The sequence below is a fragment of the Sphingobium trunci genome (genome assembly GCF_022664535.1).
Classification (GTDB): domain Bacteria; phylum Pseudomonadota; class Alphaproteobacteria; order Sphingomonadales; family Sphingomonadaceae; genus Sphingobium.
Genome location: NZ_JAKUJY010000020.1, coordinates 55,475 through 68,176 on the forward strand (window position 1 = coordinate 55,475; position 12,702 = coordinate 68,176).

Annotated in this window: 8 protein-coding genes; 7 read left to right on the plus strand and 1 reads right to left on the minus strand. The window is 65.6% G+C overall.

Annotated features, from left to right (window positions below):
- Positions 1 to 94: 94 nt before the first annotated feature.
- The 4 genes from MJ601_RS16265 to MJ601_RS16280 are packed head-to-tail and all read left to right on the plus strand — an operon-like array spanning position 95 to position 9,280.
- Positions 95 to 1,465, plus strand: coding sequence for a cytochrome c family protein (locus MJ601_RS16265; RefSeq protein ID WP_242128298.1), 1,371 nt, complete (start codon positions 95 to 97; stop codon positions 1,463 to 1,465).
- The gene (locus tag MJ601_RS16270) at positions 1,462 to 3,432 is read left to right on the plus strand and encodes a heme-binding protein (protein WP_242128300.1); all 1,971 of its coding nucleotides are present in this window, start codon (positions 1,462 to 1,464) and stop codon (positions 3,430 to 3,432) included. Before MJ601_RS16265 ends, MJ601_RS16270 begins: the two co-directional genes overlap by 4 nt.
- A 2-nt stretch (positions 3,433 to 3,434) precedes the next feature.
- Complete coding sequence (locus tag MJ601_RS16275) at positions 3,435 to 5,258, plus strand: hypothetical protein (RefSeq protein ID WP_242128302.1); 1,824 nt, start codon at positions 3,435 to 3,437, stop codon at positions 5,256 to 5,258.
- Positions 5,258 to 9,280 (plus strand): LVIVD repeat-containing protein, encoded by a 4,023-nt coding sequence (locus tag MJ601_RS16280; RefSeq protein ID WP_242128304.1) that lies wholly within the window; start codon positions 5,258 to 5,260, stop codon positions 9,278 to 9,280. The genes MJ601_RS16275 and MJ601_RS16280 overlap by 1 nt, the downstream gene beginning before the upstream one ends.
- Here the strand turns inward: MJ601_RS16280 and MJ601_RS16285 are convergent.
- Entirely contained in the window at positions 9,263 to 9,823 is a 561-nt protein-coding gene (locus MJ601_RS16285; RefSeq protein WP_242128306.1) for a GNAT family N-acetyltransferase, read from the minus strand. The two genes, MJ601_RS16280 and MJ601_RS16285, sit on opposite strands and share 18 nt — an antisense overlap.
- A 6-nt stretch (positions 9,824 to 9,829) precedes the next feature.
- On the opposite strand from MJ601_RS16285, the gene MJ601_RS16290 reads away from it, so the two are divergent.
- The 3 genes from MJ601_RS16290 to MJ601_RS16300 are packed head-to-tail and all read left to right on the plus strand — an operon-like array spanning position 9,830 to position 12,699.
- Positions 9,830 to 10,243 carry a hypothetical protein gene (locus MJ601_RS16290; RefSeq protein WP_242128309.1) on the plus strand — a complete coding sequence of 138 codons (414 nt, stop codon included), beginning with the start codon at positions 9,830 to 9,832 and terminating at the stop codon, positions 10,241 to 10,243.
- 59 nt (positions 10,244 to 10,302) lie between these two features.
- A complete protein-coding gene (locus MJ601_RS16295; protein ID WP_242128311.1) occupies positions 10,303 to 11,550 on the plus strand; it encodes a TolC family protein in 1,248 nt (415 codons plus the stop codon).
- Positions 11,551 to 11,553: 3 nt separating this feature from the next.
- Complete coding sequence (locus tag MJ601_RS16300; RefSeq protein ID WP_242128313.1) at positions 11,554 to 12,699, plus strand: efflux RND transporter periplasmic adaptor subunit; 1,146 nt, start codon at positions 11,554 to 11,556, stop codon at positions 12,697 to 12,699.
- Positions 12,700 to 12,702 lie beyond the last annotated feature (3 nt).

Consider the following 12,702-nt stretch of genomic DNA (forward strand, 5'->3'; position numbering starts at 1 on the left):
CCGTAGAGAGAAGGGCGCGGTCGGACGCGGGGGGTGTGAATGCGTCCGAATCGGCTGGCACGGGGGCGTGGCGAATGGGGGCGGGGGCAGCATGATGATCGGCAGGTCCGTGGCGGGCATGGCGCTTTGCGTCCTGCTGCTGGCGGTAGCGCTGCTCTGCGGCCTGCCGGGCGGCGGGGCAGGCGTTGCGGATGCCGCGGGCGCAAGCCGGACCTATGTCGGTGTCGCCTCCTGCGCCGGATCGACCTGCCACGGCCGGATGGAGGGAGATGGCAAGATCGTGCGTCAGGATGAGCTGATGCGCTGGCAGGAACCCTCGACGCCGGGCGGCGCGCACAGTCGCGCCTTTGCCGTGCTCGGCGGAACCCGCGGGCGGCAGATCGCAGCGACATTGGGGCTTGGCGATCCGACTTCCGCACCGGCCTGCCTCGGCTGCCATTCGACTCCTGCAGGAGAGCGCGGCGTGCGGTTTCTGGCGCAGGACGGCGTGGGCTGCGAGGCCTGCCACGGTCCCGCGAGCGGCTGGATCGCATCCCATTATGCCGTGGCTGCGAGCCATGCCGCCAATGTCGCGGCGGGCATGACGCCGCTTGACCGGCCGCAGGTGCGCGCTTCGGTCTGTCTCGACTGCCATTTCGGCAGCGCGCGTGATGGGCAGTTCGTCACTCATCGCATCATGGCGGCGGGGCATCCGCGCATTTCCTTCGAACTGGACCTCTTCTCGGCGATGCAGGCACATCATGATGAAGATGCCGATTATGCGCAGCGCAAGGGGCGGACCGACAGTCTGAAACTCTGGGCCGTGGGGCAGGCCATGGCTGTCGAGCGGGCGCTGACCCTCTATGCCGGGGGCAAGGGGACCGAAGGCAGCTTTCCCGAATTTTATTTCTTCGACTGTCAGAGCTGTCATCGCCGCATCTACGATCAGGCGGAACGCAGCAAGAGTTGGGAAGCCAATCCGGGGCGGCCGATCCCGGCGGGGATGCCGCCCTTCAACGACGAGAATATGATCATGCTTTCGGCGGCCGCGCGGGTGGCGGCGCCGGGGCTGGCCGGGCGGTTCGATGCCGACAGCCGCGCCTTCCACGCGGCGATCGCGAGGGATCGGGTTTCGGCCGTCGCGGCGGCAGGCCGACTGGCGCAGAGCGCGCATGCCCTGGCCGATGCCTTCGCGGCGGGCGGGATGCAGGGCGGTATGGCCTTCGCCATCGTGCGCGAGATTGCGGGCAGCGCCATCGCGCCGCGCTTCACCGACTATGAAGGGTCGGTACAGGCGGTGATGGCGATCGACACCCTGCTCAACAGCCTGGTGAAGTCGGGCCGCGTGACCGTCGGCGCGGCGGCGGGCATCCGCGCGGACGTCAATCGCGCCTATGCGGCGGTGAAAGAGCCGAACGGTTATCGGCCAGACGATTTCCGTTCCGCTTTGGGCAGCGCGGCGCGCAGCATCGGGGCGCTGCAATGAGGGGACGGCAGCATCGTTTGAGCGCGTTGACGGCCAGCGCGGCGCTGGTCCTGTCGTCCTGCGGCGGCGGAGGGGGCAGCAGCAGTGGCACCTCAACGCCCAGTCCCACGCCGACTCCGACCCCAACCAGCCTTTACGCGGTGCCTGCACAGGAATCCCTGACGGTCGCGGATGTCGAAACGGTGGTGGCCCACGCCGTTGCCGAGGCGCAGAAGCGGAACCTGCCCGCCGTCGTCGCCGTGACCGACCGGGTGGGCAATGTGCTGGCGGTGTTCCGCATGACGGGCGCGCGGGCCAGCGCGACCACCAGCGCTGCGCCCAATGGCGACAATATCGACGCGCAGAACCTGACCGTCCCCGCGGAGGCCGGGGCCATCGCCAAGGCCATCACCGGCGCCTATCTGTCGAGCGGCGGCAATGCCTTTTCGACGCGCACAGCCAGCATGATCGTGCAACAGCATTTCCCACCCGCGCCCACCACGGCGGGGCTGGAGAGCGGGCCGCTGTTCGGTGTGCAGTTCAGCCAGCTTCCCTGCTCGGACCTCAGCGCGCGTTTCGCTTCTTCGGGCGCGCAGGCGATGATCGGGCCCAAGCGATCGCCGCTTGGCCTCGCGGCCGATCCCGGCGGGTTTCCGCTCTACAAAAATGGTGTGGTCGTCGGCGGCATCGGCGTGATGGCGGACGGGGTCTATGGTTCCGATTCCAATGTCCTCGACAATGACAATGACCCCGAGGAGTTCATCGCGCTTGCCGGAACCCTGGGTTTCGAGGCGCCCGAAAGCATTCGCGCCGATCGCATCTTCGTGGACGGCACATCGCTGCGTTACTCCGATGCGGCCTATTCCGGCTTGCTGGCGAGCGGGGCGGTCAGTTTCGCCGCGATCAACGGCAGCATCGGGACGCTGGTCGCCGTGCGCGGCTATTATGGCGATCCTGCGCCCGCGATCCTGGCCGGGGCGGTCTACGGTACGGAGGCGTCAGGCGTTCGGGCGTCCCGCGCCGCCGAATTTTCCAACCGCGACGCCTTCGTGCTGACGGACGGGTCGGGCAACAACCGCTTCCCGATCCGGGCCGGAACCGATGCGGGCGATGTGGCGCAACCCATCAGCACGGCCGAAGCGACCGCGATCCTGCAGGAAGCCTTTGCCGTCATGAGCCGGGCACGGGCGCAGATCCGCCAGCCGCTCGACAGCCGGGCGCAGGTGACGATCAGTCTGGTGGATACGCGCGGGCAGGCCCTGGGCATCGTGCGCTCGCCCGATGCGCCGATCTTCGGCACGGATGTCAGCTTGCAGAAGGCGCGGACGGCGGCGTTCTTCTCCGGCACCCATGCGGGGCCGGACCTGTTGGCGAGTTCGAGTGCCGACGTCGCTGCCTTCGTGGGCAAGGCACGTACCTTCCTCAACGATCCATCGGCCCTGACCGGCCAATATGCCTTCACCGATCGCGCCAATGGCAATCTGTCGCGGCCCTATTTCCCCGACGGCGAAGTGGGGCGGCCCAACGGGCCTTTTTCGCGGCCGATCGTCCAGTTCAATCCCTTCTCGACCGGGCTGCAATCGGCGCTGGTGGTAGGCGATCTGGCCGCGCATCTCGCCTATGTGACCGGCGCGAGCGCCACGGACACGCCGCAGCGCTGTTCCGCCTTGCCCACCGTTTCCGGACAGAACCGGGCACAGAACGGCATTCAGATCTTTCCCGGGTCGGTACCCATCTATCGCGGCAATGTGCTGGTGGGCGCGATCGGCGTGTCGGGCGACGGTATCGATCAGGACGACATGATCGGCTTTCTGGGGCTCGCCAATGCCGGGACGCGCATCGGCGGGATCGGCAATGCGCCCGCAGCCATCCGGGCCGACCAGATCGTGGTAGATCTGGGCGATGCGACCGTACGGCTGCGCTATGTGAACTGTCCTTTCGCGCCCTTGCTCGACAGTTCCACCCAGAATGTCTGTGCGGGATTGTAGCCATGGGCTTGGCCGCCATCCTGCCGATCTTCCTACTGGCCCAGCCGGGCGAGCCGGTCCCGCCGCCGCCGCCGGAAAACTGGCGGGAGTTGCTGGATGCGGACCAGCAGTCGATCGAGGGCCGTCGCCGTCCCGGCTATGAAGCGCCACTACCCGAAGCCGTGACGCAGGATAACAAGGGGGCCGTGCACGCGCCGCAGCCGGAGGCCTTCCCGGTCGATCAAGTACCGATCCCGGATCGTTGGCGCCTGATCGAGAGCCTGGGCGTGGTCAAGGAACGCTGGTTCGACCCCTATCACCAGAACGCGCTGAAGGGCGACCGGCCGATCGATCGCGAGAAGGTGAAGTGGCTGCCGATCAAGGGCGACGACTGGTTCTTCGTCGCCAATGCCCTCAGCGACACGGTGGTCGAGCCGCGCACCTTCCCGATCCCCGTCGGCGTGCAGACGACCGAGCGGCCCGGCAGCATCGACGTGTTCGGCAAGGACGCGTCCTATGTCCTCAGCCAGACCTTCATCGCCGGCGTGGCGCTCATAAAGGGATCGACCGCATTCAAGCCGCCGGAAATCGAATATCGGCTGACGCTGGCGCTGAACGTCAACCATGTGAATGTGCCGGAACGGCGCATATTGTTCGTCGAGCCTTCCAGGCCCTCGCACCGCACCGATCATTTTCTGGGCGTGCAGGAAGCCTTTGTCGACTATCACCTCGCCAATACGTCGGATCGCTATGATTTTCGCTCGTTGCGGGTGGGTATCCAACCGTTCCAGTCGGATTTTCGCGGCTTCCTGTTCAACGACCAGCAACTGGGCATCCGGCTGTTCGGCAATCGCGACAATAACCGGTTCCAGTTCAACCTCGCGGCTTTCTGGCGGCTGGAGAAGGACACCAATAGCGGCCTCAATTCGGTCGTGCAGTCGCCGCGCCATGACTGGGTGTTCCTGGCCAATCTCTACCGGCAGGACTTCCTGATCCCTGGCCTCACCAGCCAGATCACCGCCGTCTATAATATGAACCGCGAAAAGCATGACGTCGAAATCGACGACAATGGCTTTCCCGTGCGTCCGGCGCTGCTTGGCGACTTGCGCGGGCGGGAATATGATGTCGTCTATCTGGGCTATAATGCCGATGGGCGGATCGGTCGGATGAACCTGACCGCGTCGCTCTATGGCGCGCTGGGCGAGGACCGGAACAGCTTTTTCACTTCCAAACCCGCGCAGATCCGCGCCTTTTTCGCGGCGGCGGAGGCAAGCTATGACAAGGACTGGATGCGTTTCCGCCTGTCGGGCCTCTATGCCAGCGGCGATGGCGACCCGCACGACAATCGGGAAACCGGGTTCGACGCGATCTTTGAAAATCCGGTCTTCGCGGGGGCGGACACCAGCTATTGGATCAGGCAGTCCATTCCCTTTGCCGGTGGCGGCCGTGTCATCGGCATCAACGGGCGCAATGGCATCCTGAATTCCTTGCGATCCTCCAAGGAGCAGGGGCAGTCGAACTTCAACAATCCCGGCACGATGTTGCTGGGCGCAGGGGCGGATTTCGACCTGCTGCCGCAATTGCGCCTGTCCGCCAACGCCAATCATCTCTGGTTCCAGAACACGGCGACGCTGGAAGCGCTGCGCAATGAGGGGAGCATTCCCCGGTCGATCGGCTGGGATCTGTCGACCGCGGCGATCTGGCGGCCCAGGGCGACGCAGAATATCGTCTTCCGCCTGTCGGGCGCGACGCTGCTGCCGGGGGCGGGCTTCCGCGATCTTTTCACCAATAGCGAGCGCAACCGCGAATATTATTCCGTGCTCGCTAATCTGATCCTGAGCTATTGATGCGTCCGCTTTTCGCCTTCCTGCTGCTGATCTTCGCCGCATTGACGGTGCCGGTGGTCGTGCTCCACGCATCCGATGCGGAAAAGCCCGTCGCGCGCATATACGCGCCCACGCCGCCCGCGCCGATGAGTCAGACTGCTGATCAGGTGGCCGCCAAATCGGACGGCTGCTACAGCTGCCACACCAGGACCGACGAACCGTCCATGCATGCGACGCCGGCCGTGATGCTCGGCTGCACCGACTGTCATGGCGGCAATGCGGCGGTGCGCGGCGATCCGGCGCTGGGCTTCGATGATCCCGCCTATGCCGCCGCGCGCGAGAGGGCGCATGTGCTGCCGCGCTATCCGGCAAGCTGGCACTATCCCTCCTCCGCCAATCCGCAGCGGACCTATACGCTGCTGAACCGGGAAGCGCCGGAATTTGTCCGCTTCGTCAATCCCAGCGATTATCGCGTGGCGCGGGACGCCTGCGGTTCCTGCCATATGCAGGTGATCGAGGCGGCCGAGCGTTCGCTGATGGCGTCGGGCGCGATGCTGTGGGGCGGGGCGGCCTATAATAACGGCCTTGTCCCATACAAAAATTACATTTTCGGCGAGGCCTATACCAGGGATGGCAAGCCCGCGAAGATCGTGTCGCCGGGCAATCCGCCCGGAACGCTGACCGCCGAGCAGAAGGCGCGCGGCGCGCTGGCGGAGCTGTACCCGCTGCCGACATGGCAGGTGATCCCGCCCGGCGACGTCTTTCGCGTGTTCGAACGCGGCGGCCGCAACATCGGCACGCAATTTCCGGAAATCGGCCTGCCCAATCCGACCGGATCGATCCAGCGGCTGGAGGAGCCGGGGCGGCCCGACCTCAAGCAATCTAACCGGGGGCCGGGGACCGGATTGCGCGTCGCGATTCCGGCGCTCAACATCCACAAGACGCGCCTCAACGATCCCTATATGTGGTTCATGGGGACCAACGATCAGCCCGGCGATTACCGCCATTCGGGCTGTTCGGGGTGCCATGTGGTCTATGCCAATGACCGCGAGCCGCGCCACAGCCTGATCTATGCCCAATATGGCCGCGACGGGCAGACGGCGACGGTCGATCCCACCATTGCGAACAAGATGAGCCATGGCGGGTTGAAGGGCCCGCATGGCGAAACGATCGAGCCGGATCATATGGTGGAGTCGGTCGATGGAAGCGGCCATCCGGCCGGGGCCGTCAAGGAAAGCGGCCATCCGATCCGCCACGCATTCACGCGCGCGATCCCGACCGCCCAGTGCATGAACTGCCACATGCATCAGCCCAACATCTTCCTGAACAGTTATCTCGGCTATACCATGTGGGACTATGAGTCCGACGCGCCGCTGATGTGGCCGGAGAAACAGAAATATCCGACCGCCGCCGAGGTGCACCAGACATTGGAGCGCAATCCCGAAGGCGCCAGTCCGCGCGGCAAATGGTCGGACCTGGATTTCCTGCGCAACGTCTATGACCTGAACGACAAGGCGAAGGATACGCAATTCGCCGACTATCATGGCCATGGCTGGAACTTCCGTGGCGTGTTCAAGCGCGACCGCGAGGGCAATCTGCTGGATGCGGACGGCAGGGTCGTGTCGCCGGACGATCCGCAGAAATGGCGGAAAAAAGGGGAGGGCAAGTTCGTCCCCGTCGGCACCAATCCCGGCAAGGCCGTGCACCTGATGGACATCCATGCGGAAAAGGGCCTGCAATGCGCTGATTGTCATTTCGCGCAGGACAGCCATGGCAACGGCTTCATCTATGGCGAGGTGGCCAATGCGATCGAGATCGGCTGCAAGGATTGCCACGGCACGGCTGATGCCTATCCGACGCTGCTGACCTCCGGCCCGGCGGCGCCGCCCAAGGGCACGAATCTGGCGCTGTTGCGCAACCCGGACGGCAAGCGGCGCTTCGAATGGTATTTCGACGCCAGCGGTCGGCGCAAGCTGATCCAGCGGTCGATCGTCGATCCCCATCTGGAATGGGAAGTGTCGCTGGTGAAGGATTCGGTCGATCCGGCCAATCCGCACTTCAATGCCAAGGCCGCCCGCGCCAAGCTGATGAGCCGTTCCGGCGCGGAGGATGGCAGTTTTGCCTTTGGTCCGGGCGTCGGACAAGAGGATCGCGCGCATGGCGACGACACTATGGCCTGCTTCACCTGTCATTTGAGCTGGACCACCAGTTGCGGCGGCTGTCACCTGCCGATCGAGGCGAACTGGAAGACCTCGCTGCACCATTTCGACGGGGAGGAGACGCGCAACTTCGCGACATACAACCCGCAGGTCGCGCGGGACGAGATGTTCCAGTTGGGCAAGCATATGACGACCAAGGGCAATGAAACCGCCCCGGTCAGGTCGACATCGGCACTGGTGCTGTCCTCCACCAATATCAACCGCGAGCGCATCTATATCCAGCAGCCGCCCATTTCCGGCATAGGCTTTTCGTCGCAGGCCTTCGCGCCGCATTTCCCGCATACGGTGCGCAGGGCGGAGACCAAGACCTGCACCGACTGCCATTTGTCGGCGAAGGACGACAATAATGCGATCATGTCGCAACTGTTGTTGCTGGGCACCAATTTCGTCAATTTCGTGGGCTTGAACGCCTGGACCGGGCTGGAGGGCGGGTTCGAGGCGATCCGCGTCACCGAATGGGACGAGCCGCAGGCGGTGATCGGCAGTTATCTGCAGAAATATGCCTATCCCGACTATTGGAAGCTGCATGTCGATCAGAACAAGCGCGAGCTCAAGGATTGGGTGCGCGGCAAGACCTTCGACAAAAAGGCTTCGGGCGAAACCCATCCGGTCGAGGAATTCCGCAATGTCGTGAAGGGCACGGCCGATCGCGTCGGCTGCCTGCAACTGCGCGGCGAATATATGTATGTGGCGGAAGGGAAGGGCGGCTTCCGCGTCTATGACGTGGCGTCCATCGCGAACAAGGGCTTTTCCGAGCCGATCGTGAGCGGTCCCTTCTCGAAGCTTGGCCACAACACCGGCGTGCCGTCGAAGAACGCCACCTGCATGGCGCTGCCCACCAACCAGCCTATCAATCCGCTTCGCAACACGCCCGAACTGCGCCGGATCAACCAGGAGCAGGCGTTCCTGCCGATCTACAGCTATGCGGCGGTGACGGACAGCGTGGAGGGGCTCATCATGGTGAATATCGAGACCATGGCCGATGGCGAGTTCCGCAACAATTTCCTGAAGCGCGCCATCACCTGGAACCCGAATGGCGTGCTGAACGGCGCGCGGCATATCCAGCTTGCCGGTCAGATCGCCTATATCACCGCCGATGTGGGCCTCGTGGTGGTGGACCTTGCCGATCCGCTGCACCCGCGCCTTGCCGCCGTCCGTCCGCTGAAGGATGCGCGGGCGAGCGCCATCCAGTTCCGTTATCTTTGGGTGACGGACGCCGATGGCCTCAAGCTGTTCGACGTGACGCGGCTGACCGATCCGGTGGCAGTCCCCTCCGCGACCGTTCCGCTGGCCGATGCGCGGCGCATCTACCTGGCGCGCACCTATGCCTATGTCGCCGCCAAGACGGAGGGGCTGGCGATCATCGACATCACCAATCCGCTAAAGCCTTCGGTCTACAGGAAGGAGACGTTTAGCGGACAGATGACCGATGTGGAGGACGTGATCGTCGGCACGACCAATGCGTCGCTGTTCGCCTATGTCGCCGATGGCCGCAATGGAATGAAGGTCATCCAGCTCACCAGCCCGGCGAGCCAACCCAATTTCTATGGCTTTTCGCCTGCGCCCAAGCCGGAACTGATCGCCTGGGCGCACACGCCTTCGCCTGCGCTGGCACTGTCCAAGGGGCTGGACCGCGACCGGGCGGTGGACGAGACGGGAGGGCAGATCGCGGTGTTCGGACGGCTCGGCTCGCGCCCCTTCACTCGTCCGGAGATGGAGCGGCTGTTCCTGACGTCGAAGGGAATCCCTTATAAGGTCAGCGATGATGCCGACATGAAGGGCTGGCGGCCGCCGCTCAAAGCGCCGTCATGGACCCTGCATTGAACGAGCCTGGTCAGGCTGAGCGTGAATTGGGGGGCTGGACGCGCCATCGCCCAGCGCGATCTGCATATAGACATTGTCCAGCCAGCGCTGATGTTTCCAGCCCATGGCAGCGAGCCGTCCCGCCTCGACAAAGCCGCAGGCGGTGTGCAGGGCGATGGAGGCAGGTTCCGCGCCACCGATGACGGCGATCATCTGGCGAAAACCGGCCTCCTCTGCCGCCGTGAGCAAAGCGGTCAGCAAGGACTTCCCGACACCCTGACCGCGCCTCTCCTGCGCAATATAGATGCTGTCCTCGCAGGCATAGGCATAGGCCGGGCGGTCGCGGAACTGGGTGGCGTAACAATAGCCTGTAACCTCACCTCCCTCGCATCCGACCAGAAAGGGCCAGCCGCGACCGGTGATATGGAGGATCTTGTCCTGCGTTTCGGCAGGGGTGGGCGGGACGATCTCATAGGTCGCGGTGCCGTGCAGGACATGATGGGCGTAGATCGCCGCGATCGCTTCGGCATCCTGTGAAGTGGCGGAACGAACGGCAAGGGTCATGGGCCGATGATAATGCAGGTCCGGCAGCGCGCAAGGCTGGCGGAGGGGCGAACGGTGACAAGCCGGACCGGATCGGCTAAGCAGCGCTGCATGTTGCGTCGGGGCGTCCTCCTTCTCTGCCTGCTGATGTCGTCGCTGGTCGCGGCGGCAACGGTGCATGCGCAGGAAAGCCCCAACGCGCCGACCATCGAATGTTCGGGCGTCGTCCATAGCGAGGGCGATGCCGATCAGTCGACCGGCGACAGGGACAGCCTGATGCCGCATCATCATGGCAGCTGCCATGGCGGCGCGGCTTTCCTGCCTGCGGTCGCGGACGGGTCGGGCGTGGCCGATATGCTCGACCAGCCAGCACGTTTCGCGGCTTCGCCGGTGCTGGCGCGCTGGCAGACCGGGCCGGACCTGAGGCCGCCCATCGCCTGATCCTTTGCCGCTCCGCCCCTTTTCGGGCGGGATGATGCAACAGGATCAGGACGGATTTCATGCATAAACTGATTGCAGCCTTGCTGGCTGCCGCGCCATGCGTTGCCTTGGCGCAGATGTCGCCGTCGGGCGAGACCCTGACATTGGATCAGGCGATCAGGGCCGCCGGAGGCAGCGCACCCGCCGCAGCCATCTCTCAGGCGGAAATCGAAGGCGCGCGGGCGGCGCGCAGGGTGGCGGGTCTGCGGCCCAATCCCAGCTTGCAGACCGAAATCGAAAATGTCGCCGGGAGCGGGCCTTATGGCGCGTTCCAGAGCGCCGAAACCACGGTGGGACTGTCGATTCCGCTGGAACTGGGCGGCAAGCGGCAGGCGCGGATCGCCGTGGCCGATGCGCAGGCCGGACGGGCCTTGCTGGGTGCCGCCCTGGCCGAGGCCGATATCCGCCAGCAGGTGACGCAGCTTTATGTCGAGGCGGTCGCGGCGGAGCGGCGGCTTTCGATCGCCCGCGACCAGTTTCGGATCGCGGGCGATGCCGCGCTCGCAGCGCGGGTCAGGGTGCAGGCCGGGCGCGCTTCCCCGCTGGAGGAACAGCGGGCGAATGTGGCACGGCTCAATGCCGAGGCTGGGGTCGAGCGCACCGGGCGGCTGGCGCAGGCGGCGCGCGTCAATCTGGCGCGACGGATCGGCATGGCGGTGCCGGGACCGTTGGATGGCGAAATGCTCGATCCTTTGCCTGCGGTCACTCAAGGGCCGGTGGAACCGGTCGAGGCAGCAGGTACGCTCGCCCTTGCGGCGGCGGAAGCCGATATGGCGGTTGCCGATGCCGGAGTACGGCTTGCCCGGTCGCAGCGTGTGCCGGACCTGACCCTCAGTCCCGGCGTTCGACGGCTGGAAGCGACCAACGACATGGCGGCGCTGTTCAGCATCTCCATGCCGATTCCGGTCTTCAATGCCGGACGCGCGGCAGTCGCGCAGGCGCAGGCCGAGCGGACCCGGGCCGACGCCCAGCGCCGCCTGACCGTCATGGATGTCGAGCAGGCGATCACCGATGCCCAGGCGGAGGCCGCCAATGCGGCGGTGACGGCACGCAATGCCAATGGTCCGGCGCTGGCCGCGGCACAGGATGCCGCGCGCATTGCCCGGATCGGTTATCGCGAGGGCAAGTTCGGTCAACTCGACCTGTTGGATGCCGAACGCACGCTGGCCGAGACGCGGATTGCCGCCGTCGACGCGCTGGCCGCTTACCATAACGCCAAGGCCCGGCTGGAGCGCCTGACCGCTCCCGCGCCGGTTCAGGGGAATTGATCGATGAAATGGGACTTCTTTCACAAGGCGGCGCTGCCGCTAACATTGCTGCTGGCCGCTTGCGGAAGCGAGACGGCGAAGGACGCCCCCGCGCAGGACCATGCGGAGGGTGAGGATCATGCCGGGGAAGGCAGGATTACGCTCTCCGACGATCAGATCGCGGCGGCGAGCATTCAGTTGGAGCGTCCGTCCGTGGGCGGCACGGCGACCATAGAGTTGCCGGCGACCATCGATGGCGATCCGCAGGGGACGCAGGTGGTTTCCGCGGCGATCGGCGGCCGGGTGGTGGCGCTTCACCGCAATCTGGGCGAGTCCGTTCAGCGCGGGCAGACGCTGGCCGTGATCGAGAGCCGCGAAGCCGCGCTGTTGAAGGGCGAGGTGGAAGCGTCGCGCGCTAGGCTGGCGCTGGCCAATTCCAATCTTGCGCGGGAACAGCGGCTGTTCGTGCAGCGGGTTTCGCCAGAGCAGGATCTGATCGCGGCGCGCACGGCGGCGACCGAGGCGCGTATCGCCTATACCCAGGCGCGGCAGCAGGTCGCGGCGACCGGGAGCGGGGGCGGTGGCCTCAACCGGCTGGGCGTCATCGCGCCGATTTCGGGGCAGGTGATCGGCCGCAGCGTCGTGCTGGGGCAAACCGTGGCGGCGGATGCGGAACTCTACCGGATCGCCAATCTGTCGAGCGTGTCGCTGTCGCTGAACCTGCAACCTGCGGATGCGGGGCGCGTGAAGCCGGGGGCCAGCATCACCGTGACGGCGCCTGGGCGGCAGGGGGGAGCGCGCATCCGCTTCGTGTCGCCAGCGCTCGATCGCGATACGCGGTTGGTACCGGTGATCGCCACGCTGGACAATCGGGCGGGGCAATGGCGGGTCGGGGAGCCGGTGACGGCATCGGTGACGCTGTCGGGCAGCGGCGGGGACGGCGCGGTGCGCGTTCCATCGACCGCGGTGCAGACAGTGGAGGGCCGCACCGTCCTGTTCGTGCGGACCCGGACCGGTTTCAATGCGGTGCCGGTCGTCGTGGGCGACCGTTCGGGTGCCTTCGTGATCGTGAAATCGGGCCTCAGCGGGCGCGAGCAGATCGCCACCGTCAACAGCTTCACGCTCAAGGCCGAACTGGGCAAGGGCGAAGCCAGCCATGAGGATCATTGAGCC